This is a genomic window from Mediterraneibacter glycyrrhizinilyticus, assembly GCF_015560805.1.
GTDB classification, from domain to species: domain Bacteria; phylum Bacillota; class Clostridia; order Lachnospirales; family Lachnospiraceae; genus Schaedlerella; species Schaedlerella glycyrrhizinilytica_A.
On the sequence record NZ_JADMSO010000002.1, the window covers coordinates 287,461 to 307,312 of the forward strand.

15 protein-coding genes, 1 tRNA gene and 1 other RNA gene are annotated in these 19,852 nt (G+C 47.3%); 10 read left to right on the top strand and 7 right to left on the bottom strand.

From position 1 onward, the window contains the following. Window positions 1-14: 14 nt before the first annotated feature. Window positions 15-908, top strand: coding sequence for a mechanosensitive ion channel family protein (locus I2H87_RS03290; protein ID WP_009267637.1), 894 nt, complete (start codon window positions 15-17; stop codon window positions 906-908). Window positions 909-1,009: 101 nt separating this feature from the next. Here the strand turns inward: I2H87_RS03290 and I2H87_RS03295 are convergent, their stop codons facing one another. Both I2H87_RS03295 and I2H87_RS03300 read right to left on the bottom strand, forming a co-directional pair. Continuing rightward, entirely contained in the window at window positions 1,010-2,377 is a 1,368-nt protein-coding gene (locus I2H87_RS03295) for a sodium-dependent transporter (RefSeq protein WP_117550797.1), read from the bottom strand. A 186-nt stretch (window positions 2,378-2,563) separates the two neighbouring features. After that, window positions 2,564-2,636, bottom strand: a tRNA-Thr gene (locus I2H87_RS03300). A gap of 236 nt (window positions 2,637-2,872) precedes the next feature. On the opposite strand from I2H87_RS03300, the gene I2H87_RS03305 reads away from it, so the two are divergent. After that, window positions 2,873-3,634: an SDR family NAD(P)-dependent oxidoreductase gene (locus I2H87_RS03305; protein ID WP_009267635.1), complete on the top strand. Its 762-nt coding sequence runs from the start codon at window positions 2,873-2,875 to the stop codon at window positions 3,632-3,634. Window positions 3,635-3,777: 143 nt separating this feature from the next. Here the strand turns inward: I2H87_RS03305 and I2H87_RS03310 are convergent, their stop codons facing one another. Further along, window positions 3,778-5,520, bottom strand: coding sequence for a [FeFe] hydrogenase, group A (locus I2H87_RS03310; RefSeq protein WP_009267634.1), 1,743 nt, complete (start codon window positions 5,518-5,520; stop codon window positions 3,778-3,780). Beyond that, window positions 5,514-7,346, bottom strand: coding sequence for an NAD(P)-binding protein (locus I2H87_RS03315; protein WP_009267633.1), 1,833 nt, complete (start codon window positions 7,344-7,346; stop codon window positions 5,514-5,516). The genes I2H87_RS03310 and I2H87_RS03315 overlap by 7 nt, the downstream gene beginning before the upstream one ends. A gap of 296 nt (window positions 7,347-7,642) precedes the next feature. On the opposite strand from I2H87_RS03315, the gene I2H87_RS13890 reads away from it, so the two are divergent. Then, window positions 7,643-9,916: a protein kinase domain-containing protein gene (locus tag I2H87_RS13890; protein WP_009267632.1), complete on the top strand. Its 2,274-nt coding sequence runs from the start codon at window positions 7,643-7,645 to the stop codon at window positions 9,914-9,916. Window positions 9,917-9,919: 3 nt separating this feature from the next. Further along, complete coding sequence (locus tag I2H87_RS03325) at window positions 9,920-10,966, top strand: serine hydrolase (RefSeq protein ID WP_009267631.1); 1,047 nt, start codon at window positions 9,920-9,922, stop codon at window positions 10,964-10,966. 177 nt (window positions 10,967-11,143) lie between these two features. On the opposite strand, the gene I2H87_RS03330 is transcribed toward I2H87_RS03325, so the two are convergent. After that, complete coding sequence (locus tag I2H87_RS03330) at window positions 11,144-11,956, bottom strand: ABC transporter permease (protein ID WP_009267630.1); 813 nt, start codon at window positions 11,954-11,956, stop codon at window positions 11,144-11,146. Beyond that, the gene (locus tag I2H87_RS03335) at window positions 11,949-12,716 is read right to left on the bottom strand and encodes an ABC transporter ATP-binding protein (RefSeq protein ID WP_009267629.1); all 768 of its coding nucleotides are present in this window, start codon (window positions 12,714-12,716) and stop codon (window positions 11,949-11,951) included. The genes I2H87_RS03330 and I2H87_RS03335 overlap by 8 nt, the downstream gene beginning before the upstream one ends. 163 nt (window positions 12,717-12,879) lie before the next feature. Here I2H87_RS03335 and I2H87_RS03340 point away from each other — a divergent pair, with 163 nt between their 5' ends. From I2H87_RS03340 to asd, 3 genes are all read left to right on the top strand, one after another. Then, entirely contained in the window at window positions 12,880-13,572 is a 693-nt protein-coding gene (locus I2H87_RS03340; protein ID WP_009267628.1) for an epoxyqueuosine reductase QueH, read from the top strand. A gap of 102 nt (window positions 13,573-13,674) precedes the next feature. After that, entirely contained in the window at window positions 13,675-15,054 is a 1,380-nt protein-coding gene (gene argH, locus I2H87_RS03345; RefSeq protein WP_009267627.1) for an argininosuccinate lyase, read from the top strand. Window positions 15,055-15,109: 55 nt separating this feature from the next. Further along, window positions 15,110-16,195 (top strand): aspartate-semialdehyde dehydrogenase, encoded by a 1,086-nt coding sequence (gene asd, locus I2H87_RS03350; RefSeq protein WP_195609315.1) that lies wholly within the window; start codon window positions 15,110-15,112, stop codon window positions 16,193-16,195. A 138-nt stretch (window positions 16,196-16,333) separates the two neighbouring features. Here the strand turns inward: asd and I2H87_RS03355 are convergent, their stop codons facing one another. Next, window positions 16,334-17,116 carry an EFR1 family ferrodoxin gene (locus I2H87_RS03355; protein ID WP_054703248.1) on the bottom strand — a complete coding sequence of 261 codons (783 nt, stop codon included), beginning with the start codon at window positions 17,114-17,116 and terminating at the stop codon, window positions 16,334-16,336. A 232-nt stretch (window positions 17,117-17,348) separates the two neighbouring features. On the opposite strand from I2H87_RS03355, the gene I2H87_RS03360 reads away from it, so the two are divergent. From I2H87_RS03360 to I2H87_RS03370, 3 genes are all read left to right on the top strand, one after another. Further along, window positions 17,349-18,230, top strand: a complete 882-nt coding sequence (locus I2H87_RS03360; RefSeq protein WP_009267623.1) for a YitT family protein — start codon at window positions 17,349-17,351, stop codon at window positions 18,228-18,230. A 32-nt stretch (window positions 18,231-18,262) separates the two neighbouring features. Then, window positions 18,263-18,443: non-coding RNA, 6S RNA (gene ssrS / locus I2H87_RS03365), on the top strand. Window positions 18,444-18,709: 266 nt separating this feature from the next. Continuing rightward, complete coding sequence (locus tag I2H87_RS03370; protein WP_009267622.1) at window positions 18,710-19,555, top strand: YihY/virulence factor BrkB family protein; 846 nt, start codon at window positions 18,710-18,712, stop codon at window positions 19,553-19,555. Window positions 19,556-19,852: the final 297 nt, after the last annotated feature.

Here is a 19,852-nt window from a genome sequence, read left to right on the forward strand (position 1 = left end):
AAAGGAGACAAAAGATGGAGTCGACAACGGAGATCATACAGGAATCAGCGGAAGCATCGATGAATGAAGTAGAGGCAAATGTAAGCGGACTGGTACAGTATTTACAAGATCATATTCCGGATATGGTCTCATTTGGGATCCGGCTTCTGATCGCGCTTTTGATCTTTCTGATCGGACGTTTTCTGATCCGGTGGATCCGCAAAAGCGTGAGTAATTCTTTTATACGAAGAGATGCGGATCAGGGAGTCAGACAATTTACCGATTCGTTTTTAAAGTTTCTTCTTTATACGATTCTTATGATCATCATCGCCGCGAATCTAGGGATAGAGCTTTCGTCGATCACGATGCTGTTTGCATCCGCCGGCGTGGGGATTTCATTGGCATTGCAGGGGACTTTGTCCAATCTGGCAGGCGGCGTCCAGATCCTTTTGTTAAAGCCGTTCGTGGTAGGTGATTATATTATCGAAGACACGAATAAAAATGAGGGTACGGTAAAAGAAATACAAGTGTTTTACACAAAGCTGACGACGGTGGAGAATAAAACGATCGTGATACCGAACGGAACACTGACAAACAATAGTTTGACGAATGTGACGGCAAAAGCGGAACGTCAGTTGGATTTGAAGCTTGGTATATCCTATGAGTCGGATCTGAAGAAAGCAAAGAAGCTTTTGGAAGAAATGCTTCTTCAAAATGAACACATCCTCAAAGAGGAAGACTGGAAAGTTTTTGTGGATTCGCTGGGCGACAGTGCGGTGATCCTTGGGATCCGTGCATGGGTGAAAACAGAAGAATACTGGCAGACAAGATGGGATCTGCTGGAGGAGATCAAGCTGACATTTGATAAAGAGGGAATCGAGATCCCGTACAATCAGATGACCGTGCATGTGAAAAACGGACAAGAGTAAAAGATAAGAAGAAAGAAAAGGCGCGAAAGTATTTGTTTCAAAAAAGAAACTCCGGCGGCATTCAAAATGCCGACCGGAGCTTCTTTTTGCAAAAATTGTTTTTAATGGAAGATAGACCAATATCCCTGTACGAAAATAAACAGTACGATCAGCGGAAGAATGTAAGAAACATAAATTCTTGCCCATTTCGGAAATTTGATTCCGGTTCCGCTGTTTGCTTCCGATACAAAATTTTTCCATCCCCAGCCATAACGGCTTGTGCAGAATAAAAGGTAGATCAAACTTCCCAGCGGAAGCAGATTGTTGCTTACAAGGAAATCTTCAAAATCCAGGATCGTGGATCCCTCTCCGAGAAGCTGTACACCGCTCAATACGTTGAATCCAAGAAGACATGGAAGCGAAAGAACGATGATCGCGATCAAATTGCAGATCACTGCCTTTGTACGGCTGCATCCGGTCAGATCCATTGCAAACGATATGATATTTTCAAAGACCGCAATGATCGTAGATGCCGCTGCAAATAACATGCAGAGGAAGAACAAAGCGCCCCAGATCCGTCCGCCGCTCATGGAGTTAAAAATATTCGGCAGTGTGATGAAGATCAGGTTCGGACCGCTGTCCGGGTTGACGCCGAATGCGAAGCATGCCGGAAAGATGATCAGACCGGAGATCAATGCGACGCAGGTATCCAGGATCGTAACGCAGACTGCCTCACCGGTCAGACTTCTGGATCTGTCGATGTAACTTCCGAAAATGGCGATCGCACCGATTCCAAGACTCAATGTGAAAAAGGACTGTCCCATTGCCGCAAATACAACTTCCGTCAGCCCGGCGTCTTTGATCTTTCCAAAATCAGGAAGCAGATAAAACTTCAGACCCTCACCGGCTCCGGGAAGCGTAATGGAACGGACCGCAAGAACGATCATCAGTACAAATAATAGTCCCATCATTACTTTTGTGATTTTCTCGACTCCTTTTTGCAGTCCGAGGTTACAGATCGCAAAGCATGCCGCGACAACGACGATCATGCAGACTGCCATGAGCCCCGGCTGCCCCATCAGCTCTCCGAATGCGTTGGAAACGCCCTCGGCATCCAGCCCCTCGAATTGTCCTCCGATCATCTTAAAGAAATAAAGAAGCATCCAACCGCCGATTGTTGTATAGAACATCATCAGCAGATAGTTACCGGCCATCGCACCGTACTTATACCAATGCCATTTTGTGCCTTTCGGTTCCAATACATCAAACGACAGCGCCGCGCTTTTCTGACTTGCACGTCCTACGGAAAATTCCATTACCATGATCGGAAGTCCCAGCACAAGCAGGAAGAATAAGTAGATCAGGACAAATGCGGCTCCGCCGTATTCTCCTGTAATGTACGGGAATCTCCACACATTTCCCAATCCGATCGCGCATCCTGCTGAAATGAGGATGAACCCAAGACGGGAACCAAACTTTTCTCGTTTCATTTTTCTTTCCCTCTCTCTCATAAACATTCTTAGCGTCGATGTATAAGAGGAAAAACGGTCGATGAAGAGCAAATATAAGCCTCGTCTCGACTCGCAGACCTCGACGGTGTATTTCCCTTTGTACACGGACGCTGTTCGTAATATAGAAAAAACCGCAGATCCATATAGGATCTGCGGTTTTTCGTCAGCCGAAAATCGGACTCGAACCGACGACCCCTTCATTACGAGTGAAGTGCTCTACCAACTGAGCTATTTCGGCACGGCTATAAAACGAACCTTTAATAGTATAGCGCATTATGAAATATATTTCAACAGTTTTTTTGAAAAAAATCCGCAAAAATTTCATCAAACTTTTAGTGCCTCAATTATGGGAAATTTTGTGAAAATTCAGTAAAAATTCCGGCGATATCTCTGAAATATCATTGCAGGAATCTTGTTTGCGTGGTATAGTTCTCAATAGAAAAATTTCTTTCAAAAATAAAGGAGGAACAAAAAATGGGACGTTTAACAGGAAAAGTCGCAGTCATCACAGGAGGTAACTCCGGAGTAGGAGCCGCAACTGCGAAATTATTTGCAGCGGAGGGAGCATCTGTAGTGATCACTGCAAGAAGAGCGGCAGCATTAGAAGAGATTGCCGATGAGATCAGACAGGCAGGAGGAGAAGTGCTCGCATTATCAACGGATATTTCCAAACCGGAAGATCCGGAGAGATTGATGGAAGCAGCGATGGAGAAGTATGGCAAGATCGATATTCTGGTTAACAATGCCGGAATCCTGGAAGCAGGATTAAAGCCGATCGATCGTTTCACCGATGAAGATCTGGATCGGATCATCGACACGAACCAGAAAGGTACGATGCGCTGTATCCGTGCGGCAGCGAAGAGAATGCAGAGTGGCGCTTCTATCGTGAACGTTGCATCCGTGGCAGGAGAGAAAGGATGCGGCGGCGCTGTATATGTATCTTCCAAAGCGGCAGTGATCGGTGTGACCAAACATACCGCGCTTCGTTTCCAGAATGACAATATCCGCTGCAACGCAGTATGTCCGGGAAATATCCTGACACCGATGACAACAGGTTCTGCGGCGACAGCAGAATTAGATCAGGATATGATCGGCGCAATGGCAACACATAGCAATCTGAGAACACAGTCTTGTACAGCGGAGGATGTGGCAAATATCCTGCTTTTCCTTGCGAGTGACGAGTCTCGTGCAATCACCGGACAGGTTCTTGTATCTGATTTCGGAGCGATGTTATAATATAGCGGCAGTGCCGGTACATAAAATAAGATTTCTATGAAGAAAAACGAATCTCCCACAGGATGTAAGGTATGAAAACCTTGATTCCTATGGGAGATTCGTTTTTTATTTAGAGGTTAAAAATCGGTATTTACCGGAATTGACTATTTCCGCTTCGGCATCTCCCACGCGTTATGGTCGGTATGGAGAAGCATATGTGCTTTATGAGAAAGCGGAGCCTCCATAAAGTCGTCATATAGTTTTTGTATATCCGGATTTTCATGTGAGAACCGCAGTTCATTGGACGCATCCAGAAAGTAAAGGTTTTTACTTCGTGTAAGCGCCAGTTCTTCGCTGTCATGGATCGGCTGTCCGCCTCCGCCGACACAGCCGCCCGGACAGGCCATTACTTCGACAAAGTCGAAATGAACTTCTTCGCGTTCGATCCGCTCGATCAGACGTCGGGTATTGGCAAGACCGCTGACGACCGCGGTTCGTACCGTAATATCGCCGATCGGGATTTCAGCAGTCATCGTGAATTCGTCTTCCCGTGTGCGGCGGACGTTTTTGAATGCGTCTGCATCCGGATTTTTTCCGGTTACAAGGAAATAAGCGGAACGAAGAGCCGCTTCCATAACGCCTCCGGTCGCGCCGAAGATCACACCGGCACCGGAACCATCCTGCATCAGCTCGTCACATACCTCATCTTTCAGTGTAGATGGGGCGATGTGGGCGGAACGGATCATGCGGGTCAGTTCCCGGGTAGTCAGCACAAGATCCACATCATGACCGGCATATTCTTCATAGAAGAGTTCCATATTGCACTCGCCTTTTTTTGCGGTACAAGGCATAACGGAAACGGTACAGATATTTTCCGGATCGACACCGATCGATTTGGCAAAATAGGTTTTCATCGCTGCTCCGAACATCTGCTGCGGCGATTTGGCAGTGGAAAGCTGTTTGACCAGATGCGGATACTGGGATTTGATGAAACGGACCCAGCCCGGACAGCAGGAGGTGAACATCGGACGGTCTTTTAATTCACCGGATGTAAGGCGCTTTACAAATTCACTGCCCTCCTCCATGATCGTAAGATCCGCGGAAAATGTCGTATCAAATACATAGTCGAAACCGAGACGTCTCAGGGAATCCGTGATCTTGCCCATTGTCGCTTCCTCACGGGAAAGCCCGAGCGCTTCGCCCCATGCGGTACGCACGGCAGGAGCGACCTGAACGACGGTGATCTTGTTCGGATCGTCGATTGCTTTCCATACTTTTGCGGTGTCGTCACGCGCCCGCAGCGCTCCGGTCGGACAGTGGGTGATGCACTGACCGCAGAGGGAACAGTCGGCTTCCTCGATCTTCCGGTTTTTCGATACATGAACCGTTGTACGGGAACCGGTGCTTTCCAGATCCCATATATTCAGACTTTGTACTTTATCACAGATCTGAATACAGCGCATACACTTGATACATTTTGCGGAATCCCGGATCAGCGGGAAGTTCATATTCCAAGGAATACGGTCCAGTTCCTGATGGAACGGAGGATCGATGATGTTCAAGTCATTTGCAAGCTGCTGCAGGGAACAATTACCGCTGCGGACACAGACCGCACACTGACAGTCGTGCTGGGAAAGGAGCAGTTTGACCGTATTTTTCCGGTTCATCCGCACTTTCGGACTGTTTGTGTAGAGAACCATCCCGTCTTCCACGATATTATTACAGGATGTGATCAGTTTCTCTTTTCCCTCCATTTCTACAACGCAGACACGGCAGGCGCCAATCTCGTTGATCTCTTTCAGATAACATAATCTTGGGATCCGGATTCCGTTTGCCTCTGCCGCTTCCATAATGGTGGTTCCGGCGGGAACGGAGATCGCTTTATTGTCAATTGTAAGATTTACCATACTGTTTTCCGCCCTCCTTTAAAGACTCCGAGACCAAAGTGGTCACAGCGCAGGCAGCGGTTTGCTTCCTGCTTCGCTTCCTGTTCCGTCATGCAGTTTTCGACTCCCTCAAAATCACAGACGCGTTCACAGACTTCGCGCTCGGTCATGTTCACTCTTCCGCACGGAGTACGGTCGTCAAGACGCGGTTTCGGAATCTCAACATCTGCGGTGATAATATGATGGTATCCGAGATATTCGTCAATATTGGCCGCGATCACTTTTGCAGCGGCGATCGCTTTGATCACGGAAGATGGACCGGTTGCACAGTCCCCGCCGGTGAAGACGCCCGGAATATTCTCGAAGCCGGCATTTTTTGCTGACATCAGTCGCCCGCGCATGACCGGGAAATCCGCCTGTTCAAAGTGACCGGATTCGATATCCTGTCCGATCGCGACGATCAAAGTCGTACAAGGGATGAACAGATCTTCCTCGCCGGTTGGCCGGATGCTGGCACGTCCGTCTTTGATCTTGCTGACCATCTGCGGAGTGACAAACAATCCTCTGATATGTCCGCTCTCGTCCAGATCGATCCGGGACGGAGCTTTTAATACCTGGACTTCGACGCCCTCGGCGATCGCTCCCTCGATCTCGTCCGGAAGTGCGGTCATATCGGCGATCCGGCGGCGGTAGACAATACTGACTTTTTTCGCACCGAGGCGGATCGCAGTGCGGACTGCATCCATGGAGACATTTCCGCCGCCGATGATGGCAACTTCCTGACCGCTTAGATCCGGTTTCTTTCCGAGACCGACGTCGCGCAGGAAGTGAACGGCGGAGATCACACCCTCTGCAGTTTCACCCTCAATTCCGAGCTTTTTATCCGTGCTTGCGCCGATGGAGATCAGGACGGCATCATATTGCTCGCGGAGCTGCTGGATCGTGAGATCGTCTCCGATCCGTTTTCCGTACTGTACTTCGACACCGGTATCCAGGATCGCCTGAATGTCTTCGTCCAGACGTTCTTTCGGAAGCCGGTAATTCGGGATTCCGTAACGAAGCATACCGCCGAGCTCCGGAAGCATCTCGTATACGGTCGTCTGGTGTCCCATCAGCTGCAGATAGTAAGCGCTGCTCAAACCGCAGGGACCGCCGCCTACGATGGCAATGTGTTTTCCGGTCGGAGCGGCACAAGCCGGAGGAGGAACTTTTCCGGCAAAGTCGGCGGCAACACGTTTGAGCCCGCGGATATTGATCTTGTCGTCTACCATATTGCGTCGGCAGCGGGCCTCACATGGATGTTCGCAGATAAAACCGCAGGTAGTCGGAAACGGATTGTCTTTTCGGATCAGGCGGACGGCGTCGGCATAGCGGCCTTCTCCGACCAAAGCGATATAACCCGGAATATCAACTTCCGCAGGACAAAGAGATACACAGGGAACCGGCTGATGATATGTACATGTACAGCGTCCCTGCCGGATATGCTCTTCATAGTCTTCACGATAGCCGATCAGTCCTTTGTATACCATGTGCGCGGCTTCGTATCCGATCGCGCAATCGGCGGAATCCATGATGGAAAGTGCAAGTTCTTCCATCACATCCAGTGTCTCCAGTGTGGCTTTTCCGTCCAACACGTCGGTAATAAAATGGCTCAATTGTCCGAGTCCGATCCGGCATGGAGCACATTTGCCGCATGTCTGGGCATGGCACATGTCGAGGAAAGCTCTGGATAAGTCAACCGGACAAAGTCCCGGAGGACTGGATTCGATCCTGCGTTCCAGATCTTTGTACAAACCTTCCACAACGAGCTGAGCCTGAGTTGGGGTGGATAGTTCTAGTCTGCTCATATTTGTTCACCTCTCCTTTGAATTTTGAGGAATACGCTGAAAATAACCCGAAAAAGGAAGCGCACCTATGCAAAAATTGTACCATATGCACAAAAAAGTGCAAGCATTGTTAAGAAAAAGACATATTTTTTCAATTCAGATCAAAGAAAGCATAGAAAAATAAAGAAACGGTGAGATGTGCCGGAAAGATTTGGAATTTTTATTGCTATTGCGTGTGAATGAACTTATAATATGGAGGAAAGAGAGAGTTGAGGGAAGAATGAAAAAATAACATAGGGAGATAAAGGAGCGTACATATGAAAAAGTATTGTATGAATTGTATGAGAGAAGTTACAACCGGAACGCTTTGTGCTGACTGTGTAAATTTACAGATTGCCGATATTGCGCCGCACCATTTGAAGCCGGGAACCGTGCTTCGGGAAAGATATCTGATCGGAAATGTGATCGGAGAGGGCGGTTTCGGGATCACTTATATAGGTCGTGATCTTGTGCTGGATACAAAAGTTGCAGTCAAGGAATTTTATCCGGCGGGGCATGTTAATCGTAATCATGCCGTTACAGACGAGCTGACGATCTCAACAGATCAACAGCGTGAATTTGTGAAAGCGGGCGTGGAACGTTTTCTGGATGAAGCGAGAAAGGCAGCACAGTTTTCGGAAGAATCAGGAATTGTAAACGTGCGGGACTTTTTTGAAGCGAATGCGACTGCCTATATGGTCATGGAATATCTGGATGGGAGAACATTGGCAGATTATATCCGTGAAAATGGACCGATGGATGCGGGAAAGGTGTTCCGTTTGATCGATCCGATCGTCACTGTTCTTGGAAAAATGCACAAATTAGGTGTGATCCATCGGGATATCAGTCCGGACAATATCATGTATCTGAACAAAGGCTGTCTGAAGCTGATGGATTTCGGATCGGCACAGTATTACATGGAACAAGGTCAGGAACAGACCGGGACGATCAAAAAAGGATATGCGCCGGAAGAGCAGTATATGGGGAATGAAATGCAGGGTCCATGGACAGACGTGTACGGATTATGCGCAACCATGTATAAATGTATCACAGGGATCACTCCGGTCGAGGCACCGGAACGGAGAGGACAGGATCTGCTGAAGCGTCCGTCCGAAACGGGAGCCAGAATTTCAAAACGGCAGGAGAATATATTACTGTATGGTCTCGCAGTGAATGCCCAAAGCCGCTGCCAGACTATGGAGGAACTGTTGGGGATGATCCGGGGCTGCGAGATGGATTCTGCCGGTGATTCTGTGACAGAGTTTGCAGATCATACAATGTACGGTGGACAGGCGGCATATACACAGCAGCAGTCTTATGGGCAGCAACCGTATAATCAGCAGCCGAATATGCAGCAACCGTATAATCAGCAGCCGTATGCACAGCAATCATATAACCAGCAGTCTTATGGACAGCAGCCCTACACACAGCAGTCATATCAGCAGCCGCCATATGGTACACAGACGGACATACAGCGACAGGCTCCCGCGAAGAAGAAACGTTGGGGAATCGTGATCGCAGTCGTAGTGGTGATCTTGGCAGCAGTTGGGGGGATCGGCGTATTTTTATGGAAAGGGAAAGAAAAAGTCGAGACCACAGGGGATTATTATGTGACAGGCTGCAAAGATGTGATGAAAGTCCGTGAAACAGAAGAAAAAGACGGCAAAGTTGTAGCAAAACTGGACAATGGAGAAAAGGTTTCTCTGGTGGAAAAAGGAGATGACCGCTATTGGAAAGTATATGTGGAAGCGGAGGATGTGACAGGATATATCGACTATCATTACCTGACGAACAAAAGTGACGCAGTGATGGAGCCGGCAACGAAATATGTGAACGTAGGGAAAGATGAAACTTTGACGATATTAAGTACACCGGACACAGAGGCAGTGTCGTTAGGAGTGGCGGAAAGCGGCGAAGAAGTGACGGTACTGGCGATGTCGGGGGATCAGTATTCTTATATATACGCTCCGGGAAAAAGTGCATTTGGATATGTGGAAAGCAGTAAACTCTCAGACGAGAAAACGGAGATAAAAGAAGAGGATGCGGCTGCAACTGCAAATACACAGCAGGCGCCTCAGAAAACCGGAGATCTGTTAGGACCGGGCAATCCGCCGGCAAATTATCAGGGGGTATATTATATCAATGTATCCAAGGGATATCTGGCACTGCGCAATGCAAAAGCTTTTGACGCATCAAACGAGATCGGGAAAATGTACAACGGAGATTATGTATATGCGCTCCGGACAAATGAACAGTATTGGTATGTATATTCACCGAGTCTGGGCAGCTACGGATATACAAACAGTGATTATCTTGTCTCATCTTATGCAAGTGTAAATATTTATAATGACAACGTGTATTATGCAAATGTATCGACAGGATATCTGGCACTGCGTAATGCAAAAGCATTTGACTCTGCAAATGAAATCGGCAAGATCGCAAACGGTCAGGAAGTGGATGTGATCGATTTCTCAACCGGAACATACTGGTATGTATATGTACCGGATCTGGATGCATATGGCTATGTGAACAGTGAATATCTGAGGAAATAGCATATGAAGAAAAGAAGCAAAGTCAAAGGATTGCTCCGGGTTCTGGTGATCTTGGAAACGATTCTGCTGATCTTTCTGCTGATCCTGATCGGGAAAGTTCTGACAGAGTCTCACGCCGAGAAGCAGGCGGCGAAAAAAGAGGAATCTGTGATCAAAGGAGAAGTCGTTGCAGAGACAGAAGAAAAGCAAAAAGCAGCAGAAGAAAAAGCGATGAGAGAAAAGGAAGAACAGGAGAAAAAGGCATTGGAAGCGCAGACAGCAAATGAGCAGACAGACGGAGCGGTGAATGAAACCGCGGAAAATACAGCTCCGTCCAATGCGGGAAGTGCCGATCCTGCAGAGATGCAGACACAGTTGGAAAATCTGGTCAATACGGAATACGGGGCAGGAGGAACGGTGGCAATCTGTGCAGGTTCAGTCGATGCGAATGACCTTGCTCTTGTCGGAGGCGGACCGATGCAGGCGGCGAGTTTGATCAAACTGTATGTGGCAGGCTGTGTATATGAGAATTACGGGAACGTCAGCGTGTATGAGTCTTATGCCGGGGAGACAGAGGCTTTGATCGGGAGTATGATCCGGGTAAGTGACAACGATTCCTGTAATCAGCTTGTGACAAGGCTTGGAGGCGGAAGTGCGGAAAACGGAATGGCGCTGGTGAATCAGTACGCTGCCAATCATGGATTTTCGGACACTCATATGGGAAGACTGATGCTGCAGCCAAATGATGTCGACGATAATTACACATCTGTCCGTGACTGCTGTAATTTTCTCAAGATGGCAAATGCCGGACAGCTGGAAGGAAGCGCAAGTATTTTGGAATATATGAAACAGCAGGAGCGCAGAAGTAAGATCCCATCCGGTATTCCGGGCGGGGTGATCGTCGGAAATAAGACAGGAGAACTTTCCGATGTGGAAAATGATGCAGCCATCGTATATGGGAACAGCGGTACCTATGTGCTGTGTGTGATGTCTGAAAATCTTATAGATCCTTATCAGGCACGTCAGTTCATAGCGAGAACTTCCGGTGTTGTATATGAAATGATGCAGTGAGAAACAAAAGGCAGCGTCAGTGTACAAGGTGTATTTCTCTTTGTACACTGACGCTATTTTCAATAGGTATACAAAATCCAGACGGAGTCCGAAACAAAGGGATTCCATCTGGATTTTTCTTTGACAGGAAATTGCATCGTCTCGCATAAATCGTTCCGCGAAGACCGCGTCGCTGCGTTATCTGATCCCACTGTTGTTTCGTTTCAGATACCATTTTTCAGCCAGACTGATCAGCGCATAGAGTCCCATCGCCATGATACAGAGTAGAAGGATCGACATCAGCAGCCAATCCATTTTGAAGACCTGACTGGAGTAGATGATCAGGTAGCCGAGTCCGTTTCTGGCGGCGAGAAATTCTCCGATGATGACACCGACCAGACACAGACCGATGTTGACTTTCATGTTGCTGATGATCGCCGGAACGGAACCCGGCAGTATGACTTTTGTCAGCGCATGGCGTTTGGTGCCGTGGAGCGTGTAGATCAATTTGATCTTTTCCGGGTCGACAGTCTTGAATTCCGTATACAGGTTCAATATGCTTCCGAAAATCGCAACGGACATTCCGGCAACGATGATCGTTTTGGAGTTGGCTCCGAGCCAGACGATCAGAAGCGGGGCGAGTGCAGATTTCGGGAGACTGTTTAAGACGACAAGATAAGGATCGAGGATCTCGGAAAGCTTGACACTGCTCCATAAAAGAACTGCCGCGAGGATGCTGAAAGCTGTGACGAGGAGAAAGCTGATGATCGTTTCATACAGCGTTGTCCAGATATGGAAAAAGATCGTGTGATCCGAGACCATTTCCCGGAAGCACCGGACGATCTTGGAGGGGCTGCTGAAAATAAAAGAATCGATGATCCCGGTATCGGCTGCCAATTCCCAGAGGATAAGAAAGCCGAAAAGGATGAAGATCCTCGCAGTACGGACGATGTAGACATGTCGTTTTATTTGATTGAGATACCGGATCTGTTCCGGGGAAATGTCAGTCATTTTTGTTCAGCTCCTTCCAGATGAGATTGAAATAAGTTTTAAATTCGGGTGCATCACGACGATGCATCGGCGTATCATCTTCCAAAGAAAATGTGATCGGCACGATGCGCGCGACCGACGCGGGGCGTTTGGTAAGAATGATCACCCGGTCAGCCAGACTTACCGCTTCGGAAAGGTCGTGGGTGACGAGAAGCGCCGTCTTGTGTGCATTTCGGATGATCTGTCCGATGTCATCTCCGACAGAAAGCCGGGTCTGATAATCCAGTGCGGAAAAAGGTTCATCCAAAAGGAGGATATCCGGCTCAAGTACCAGAGTCCGGATCAGCGCGGCTCTCTGGCGCATTCCGCCGGAAAGTTCGGACGGTCTGGAGTCGGCAAAAGGTTTCAGACCGTAGAGTTCCAGAAGTTCTTCCGCTTTGGCGCGTGTGCGTGCCGTCAGCATATGCTGGATCTCAAGTCCGAGCAGTACATTGTGGTAAATGGTTCTCCATTCAAAGAGATGATCGTGCTGCAGCATATATCCGATGTTTGTCGTGCTGTCTTTCAAATCCTTTCCGTTGACACGGATCTGTCCGGTTTCTGTTTTCAAAAGACCGGAGAGAATGGAGAGAAGCGTGGATTTTCCGCATCCGGAGGGACCTACGAAAGCAACGAATTCTCCGGGAGCGACAGAAAATGAAATATCGTTCAGCGCCTTGGTCTCCCCATCCATTGTGTGGTATGCATAATTGACATTTGATAATTCCAGTACAGGTTCCATTGAAACACTCCAATCCTAAGTTATTTGTATGACTGCCTTGTGACGGCGGGGGCTTCTGATATTTTAATTTATGAAAGAAGAAGAGATTTGTGAAAAAGAGCGCTGTGTGATATACTCAGGTTCTGGGTCGAGATTTTAAAAATGACATGAGGGAGAATCGTTCATGAAACAAAATCAGAAAATAAATTATCAGAGAGTATTGGAACGGGAGCTGGAGGAAATTTCCGGACAAAAGGCAGTTCCGAGACTTTTGCTTCATAGCTGCTGTGCGCCCTGCAGCAGTTATGTGCTGGAATATCTCTCCGAATACATGGAGATCACGGTATTTTATTATAATCCGAATATTTATCCGGAGCAGGAATATTCGATGCGGGTGTGTGAACAGCAGGAATTGATCCGGAAGCGGGAGTGGGGGCATCCTATTTCGTTTATCGAGGGAGAATATGACACAAAGCGGTTTTATGATATGGCGCGCGGAATGGAGCAGATTCCCGAGGGCGGAGAACGGTGTTTTTCCTGCTATGAGATGCGGTTGGAAGAATGCGCCCGGCTCGCAGCAGAAGAAAAGTATGATTATTTTACGACGACGCTCAGTATCAGCCCGATGAAAAATGCACAGAAGTTAAATGAGATCGGAGGCAGACTGGCAGAACAATACGGTGTGAAGTATTTGTTTTCGGATTTTAAAAAGAAAAACGGATATAAGCGGTCAGTGGAATTGTCGGAAGAATACGGGATGTACCGGCAGGATTACTGCGGCTGTGTGTTCTCGCTGGAGGAACGAAAGAGAGCAGAGCGAAAGGGAACCAGTGAAAAAGATCACAAAAAGAATCATAAAAAAGAATCATTTTTATAGTGGACATTCACACGTTACTGTGCTAAACTATGGAGAAGATATCGGGCAAAGAAAAGCCTGCTATTTTGAACAGCATTTGATTAGGAAAAGGGGAATTCGGGAATGGCACAATTATGGGGTGGTCGTTTCACAAAAGAAACAGACCGGTTAGTATATCAGTTTAACGCATCCATTTCATTTGACCGGCGTTTTTGGGAGCAGGACATCAGAGGAAGTATCGCGCATGTGACAATGCTCGCCAAACAGGGAATTTTAACGGACGAAGAAAAAGAGCAGATCATCGAGGGACTACAGGGGATCAGGCGAGATGTGGAGAACGGAACGCTTCCGATCACGGAAGAATATGAAGACATCCACAGTTTTGTGGAAGCGAATCTGATCGACCGGATCGGCGATGCCGGAAAGAAATTACATACCGGACGAAGCAGAAATGATCAGGTTGCTCTGGATATGAAGCTTTACACGCGGGATGAGATCTTGGAACTGGATGCGCTTTTAAAGGGGATCCTCCAGAGTCTTCTGAAATTGATGAAAGAGCATACCGAGACGTTTATGCCGGGATTTACACATTTGCAGAAAGCACAGCCGATCACGCTGGCACATCATCTGGGAGCATATTTTGAGATGTTTAAGCGGGATCGTTCCCGGATGAAAGATATTTATAAAAGGATGAATTATTGTCCGCTCGGATCCGGGGCGCTGGCAGGTACGACTTATCCGCTGGACAGGGAATATACGGCCAAGCTTCTGGATTTTGACGGACCGACTTTAAACAGTATGGACTCCGTGGCGGATCGGGATTATCTGATCGAGTTGTTATCGGCGATGTCTACGGTGATGATGCATCTGAGCCGTTTTTCGGAGGAAGTCATCATCTGGAATTCCAACGAGTATCAGTTTGTGGAGATCGACGACGCGTACAGTACCGGAAGCAGCATTATGCCGCAGAAGAAAAATCCGGATATCGCGGAACTTGTGCGTGGAAAGACGGGACGTGTGTACGGCGCGCTGATGTCTATGCTCACGACGATGAAAGGGATCCCGCTGGCCTATAATAAAGACATGCAGGAAGATAAAGAACTGGTATTTGACGCGATCGACACGACGAAAGGCTGTCTGGCGCTGTTCACCGGAATGCTGGACACACTGCGTTTCCGTCCGAAACGGATGGAGGACAGTGCAAAGCATGGATTTACCAATGCCACCGACGCGGCAGATTATCTTGTAAATCATGGAGTACCGTTCCGGGATGCGCATGGGATCGTCGGAAGACTCGTCCTTTACTGCATTGAGAAAAATATAGCGCTGGATGATATGAGTCTGGAAGAATTCCGGGCGATCTCTCCGGTGTTTGAGGAAGATATATATGACGCCATCAGTATGAAGACTTGTGTGGAGATGCGCAACACGATCGGAGCGCCGGGACAAAAGGCGATGCAGAAAGTGATCGAGATGGAAGAAGCATATTTGCTTACAGAATAGAGGTTCATGTTCCGTTTATATGGGAAATCAAAAGGAAAGACAGGAGGAAAATAAAATGGATCAGAAATTAAAAGTAGGAATACTTGGAGCAACAGGAATGGTCGGACAGAGATTTATCTCTCTTTTGGAGGATCACCCATGGTTTGAAGTGGTAACTGTGGCTGCCAGCCCGCGTTCCGCAGGAAAGACTTATGAGGAGGCAGTCGGAGACAGATGGAAAATGACGACGCCGATGCCGGAAGCAGTTAAGAATCTCGTTGTGTTAAATGTCAACGAAGTTGAAAAGGTTGCTGCTACAGTTGATTTTATGTTCAGCGCAGTGGACATGACAAAAGAGGAGATCAAAGCGATCGAGGAAGCATATGCAAAGACGGAGACACCGGTTGTGTCCAATAACAGCGCGCATCGCTGGACGCCGGATGTGCCGATGGTCGTACCGGAGATCAACGCCGATCATTTTGAAGTGATCAAAGACCAGAAGAAACGTCTCGGTACAACACGCGGATTTATCGCGGTAAAACCGAACTGTTCGATCCAGAGTTACGCACCGTGTCTGGCGGCATGGAAAGAGTTCGGACCGAAAGAAGTTGTGGCTACAACATATCAGGCAATCTCCGGAGCAGGAAAGACGTTCAAAGACTGGCCGGAGATGGTGGAGAATATCATTCCTTTCATCGGCGGTGAGGAAGAGAAGAGCGAGCAGGAGCCGCTTCGTGTTCTCGGCAAAGTGGAAAACGGTGAGATCGTGAAAGCAGAACTCCCGAAGATCACATGTCAGTGTATCCGTGTTCCGGTATTAAACGGACATACAGCCGCTGTATTTGTGAATTTTGAAAAGAAACCGACGAAAGAGCAGCTGATTGAAAAACTGGTGAACTTCAAAGGATTTCCGCAGGAGGCAGGACTGCCGAGCGCTCCAAAACATTTCATCCGTTATATGGAAGAGGAGAATCGTCCGCAGGTACAGTTGGATGTGGATTATGAAAACGGAATGGGCGTGTCGATCGGTCGCTTGAGAGAAGACAGCATGTTTGATTTCAAGTTTGTCGGACTGTCTCATAACACGATCCGCGGAGCCGCAGGCGGAGCTGTACTTTGTGCAGAAGCGCTGACCGCAAAAGGATATATCGCGAAAAAGTAGCGTCGATGTCCAAGGGGAAACACGCTAAGAAAGATGCTAAAAGAATCATAAAAAGGCTGCTGTCTTGGAAACAGGGGAGATCATTGTGAGATCGTCCTCATGTCCAAGGCGGCAGTCTTTTGTTTGCAATAAAAATAGTTACATAAAAATATCGGCGGCTTTATCGGTCTTACAGATTTTTGTAAGTTTCTTTTCCAACTGATTCATCTTAAATGTGCTGACATAACGGGCTCTCTGTTTACAGGAGCGGACACAGCGCATACAGGAGATACAGAGCTTTTTGTCGGTCTTTTTTGGATCGGTCATTGAGATCGCTCCGGCAGGACAGGCTTTGGCACATGCCTTGCATTCGGTACACAGTGTGGTGTCTACTTTCGGTGTAAGGGATGTCGTGCTGTATTTTTTGTAAGGGTCGTTGCCCGGAACTTCGATGGAAATGTTATCAAAATTTTCGGATTTTTTGACTCTGCGGTTTAACTGTACGCCGAAATCTGCGATCACTTTTAAATCTTCTTTGTTCGGGCGGCTCATTCCGATCTTGCGCGCGATCGAATGTTCTGTAGGAAATGCAGCGGCTCCGATCACTTTAAATCCGCGTTTTTCCACTTCATTCTTTAATTCCAGAAGTGCGTCTTCGTATTCGCGGCATCCGTAAGTGGCAATGAGCGCCGCCGGTGTGTTGTCACCTTGTAAGTTTTCAAAATATTCCAGAAATGTCTTTGGAACGCGTCCGGCATAGACCGGAATCCCAAACAGCACAAGATCATTTTTTTTAAACTGCATTGCAGGCTTCTTTTCTTTGTGGATGGAAAGATCGTAAGAAACAGACTTCAAGTCGATGTTCCTTGCTGCCTCCATGATGACCTTTCGTGTGGTTCCGGTAGGACTGAAGTAGACAAGTCCCAGTTCGTTCATTTTCATAAAGCAAAACTCCTTTTATCCAAAAATAAGTATAACTGTAACTATATCATATTTATACATAAAATGCACGCGATAAATGCTTGCACTTTTTTGAAAAAATGATATACTGTTCAACGTGAGAGAAAAGCAGGTTTCGCAACCTGTTTTTCTTGCGTTTTACGGCAAATTTATTGATTTAATGCGATAAAATCCAAGGCAGACTAAGAAATAAAAGAGAGGAAAACGGGAAATTATGACTGTGGAATCAAAAAAGGAACTGCGAAGTATTTTTAATCTGAAGAAGATATTTTTTGTACTTCTCGGGAATACTATTTATTGTGCCGGAATCGTGGCGTTTGTTCTTCCGACCGGACTGGTGACAGGCGGAACGACCGGTCTGGGACTGATCGTCAATCATTATTTCGGTGTGCCGATCGAATTGTTTGCGGCCATATTTAATACGGTCATGTTTCTGTTGGCGGTCGTATTGCTCGGAAAAGCATTTGCTCTGACTTCGTTGATCAGTACGTTTTATTTTCCGGTCATACTCGGGGTGTTTCAAAAAATCGAATGGCTGCAGGATCTGACAGACGATCCGATGCTCTGTACGGTTTTTGCGGCAGTGTCGATCGGCGTAGGGATCGGTATGGTCATTAAAGCGGGAGCATCGACGGGAGGTATGGATATTCCGCCGTTGATCCTGAATAAAAAAATGGGCGTTCCGGTATCGGTCGGATTGTATACATTCGATTTTCTGATCCTGATCGGTCAGATGTTCTTCCGGGATACCGAAAAGAGTCTGTATGGGATCCTGCTCGTTATGATCTATACAGTGCTTGTGGATAAGGTTCTTTTGATGGGAAAAAATCAGATGCAGGTGAAGATCATGAGCGAGCGTTATGAGGAGATCAATGAGATGATCCATCAGAAATTGGATCGGGGAACCACATTGTACCGGACGGAATCCGGTTATCTTCATAATAAAGGCTTTCTGGTCATGACTGTTGTTTCCAACCGGGAGCTGCCGAAATTAAACCAGCTTATCATGGAGATCGATGACAAAGCATTTATGGTGATCAGTCAGGTGAGTGAAGTGAAAGGGCGTGGATTTACTTTGCACAAACACCTCTTGTAAAATCAAAGTAAATGCGTTATAATACTCTCAGAAATAACCTGGGGTGTTCGATACCCCTGTCATTTTGAACCTACATTACTTTAAACGGGATTCCTACATCTCTGTAATATGTCAAGCCGCCGTTTATGCAGCGGAAGACAAAAAAGCAGATGCGGTCGCCCACCTAGCGTCAGCTAGGAGTCAAAATACAGGGAACGGCATTTTGGGGACTCAAAAGAATCAGGAAAGCACTTTCCATACGGAAAGTGCTTTCTTTATCCGGAGACGACAGCGTCAGTTGAGGTCTGTGAGTCGAGAAGAGACAAATCTAAGTCTCTTTTAGGCATTTGAACGACGCGTACAGAGACGTACGCGGAGCGAAAGCAACAACAAAGAGGCTTAGATTTGCTCTTCTTCGACCGTATACTCCTTTGCACACTGACGCTATGATCATGAAATATAAAATCAGGGGGAAGCTGTAAAAGCAAAGTGAAGAGATTATGAAGCAAAACAGACGTTTGAAAGAAAAAGTTTTCAAAGTGATCGCCATTATCAATTCTCATCATACAGGAGCGTATGCTGCACAGGCGGCATACTTTTTTGTGCTGTCATTGATCCCGATCATCCTGCTTTTGATGACATTGGTACAGTACACGCCGATCACGATGACGGCGGTGATGGACGCCTTGTCTCAGGTATTTCCGTCTTCGGTGGAGGGGATGATCCGATCCATCGTGACACAGGCGTATGCGCAGTCCGGCTCGGTGATCTCCGTTACGATCTTAGTGGCGCTCTGGTCTGCCGGAAAAGGGGTGCTTTCGGTGACTTCGGGACTCAATTGTGTCTATGAAAATATTGAGACGCGTAATTATATCTACCTGCGGATCCGGGCGTCTTTTTATACAGTACTGTTTATCCTTGCGATCGTATTGTCTCTGCTGCTATCTGTTTTCGGCAACAGCATCAGCGCGATCGTCAATGAACACGCGCCGTTTTTCCGTCATATAACGGATTTTATCATCCGGATCCGTACGGTCGTGACGCTGGCTGTGCTGACCTGCTTTTGGGATATTGTATACCGTTTCCTCCCCAACCGGAAAAACCGCCGGAAGACAACTCTGAAGCGGCAGCTTCCGGGAGCGGTATTTACTGCCTGCGGATGGCTTCTGATCTCGTTTTTGTTTTCCGTGTATCTGGATATTTTTACCGGATTTTCGAGTATGTACGGAAGTATGACGACATTGATCCTGATCATGTTGTGGCTGTATATGTGTATGTATGTGATCCTGCTTGGCGGTGAGGTAAACGCACTGTTGGAACGGTACTATTTTGGAAAATTATCTTGACATTTGGAAAACAGATGTTTACAATTAGAAATACGTTCGGCTTGGTGAGCCGGATTTATAGGAAAAAAGCAATGACCGTGTAAAGTAGGAAACCATATTTCTATCAGAGAGAGAGAATCACCGGCTGCGAGTTCTCTTTAGTTCAGATGGCGACCGAATTTCCCACGCAAGCTGCGTTTTTGAAGAGTCTTTTTATCAGCAGAGGCAGATGGTTTGACAGAAGTTCTGCAAGAAGACGGGTAGGAAGCGCCGTAGACTGCACGTTACGCATAACTTGAGTGCTCCGGGCGGAATGGA

Bases quoted from the DNA above. Each gene is read 5' to 3' on its own strand.
- I2H87_RS03290 (WP_009267637.1), top strand. From the start codon at position 15: ATGGAGTCGACAACGGAGATCATACAGGAATCAGCGGAAGCATCGATG.
- I2H87_RS03295 (WP_117550797.1), bottom strand. From the start codon at position 2,377: ATGAAACGAGAAAAGTTTGGTTCCCGTCTTGGGTTCATCCTCATTTCA.
- I2H87_RS03305 (WP_009267635.1), top strand. From the start codon at position 2,873: ATGGGACGTTTAACAGGAAAAGTCGCAGTCATCACAGGAGGTAACTCC.
- I2H87_RS03310 (WP_009267634.1), bottom strand. From the start codon at position 5,520: ATGGTAAATCTTACAATTGACAATAAAGCGATCTCCGTTCCCGCCGGA.
- I2H87_RS03315 (WP_009267633.1), bottom strand. From the start codon at position 7,346: ATGAGCAGACTAGAACTATCCACCCCAACTCAGGCTCAGCTCGTTGTG.
- I2H87_RS13890 (WP_009267632.1), top strand. From the start codon at position 7,643: ATGAAAAAGTATTGTATGAATTGTATGAGAGAAGTTACAACCGGAACG.
- I2H87_RS03325 (WP_009267631.1), top strand. From the start codon at position 9,920: ATGAAGAAAAGAAGCAAAGTCAAAGGATTGCTCCGGGTTCTGGTGATC.
- I2H87_RS03330 (WP_009267630.1), bottom strand. From the start codon at position 11,956: ATGACTGACATTTCCCCGGAACAGATCCGGTATCTCAATCAAATAAAA.
- I2H87_RS03335 (WP_009267629.1), bottom strand. From the start codon at position 12,716: ATGGAACCTGTACTGGAATTATCAAATGTCAATTATGCATACCACACA.
- I2H87_RS03340 (WP_009267628.1), top strand. From the start codon at position 12,880: ATGAAACAAAATCAGAAAATAAATTATCAGAGAGTATTGGAACGGGAG.
- argH (WP_009267627.1), top strand. From the start codon at position 13,675: ATGGCACAATTATGGGGTGGTCGTTTCACAAAAGAAACAGACCGGTTA.
- asd (WP_195609315.1), top strand. From the start codon at position 15,110: ATGGATCAGAAATTAAAAGTAGGAATACTTGGAGCAACAGGAATGGTC.
- I2H87_RS03355 (WP_054703248.1), bottom strand. From the start codon at position 17,116: ATGAAAATGAACGAACTGGGACTTGTCTACTTCAGTCCTACCGGAACC.
- I2H87_RS03360 (WP_009267623.1), top strand. From the start codon at position 17,349: ATGACTGTGGAATCAAAAAAGGAACTGCGAAGTATTTTTAATCTGAAG.
- I2H87_RS03370 (WP_009267622.1), top strand. From the start codon at position 18,710: ATGAAGCAAAACAGACGTTTGAAAGAAAAAGTTTTCAAAGTGATCGCC.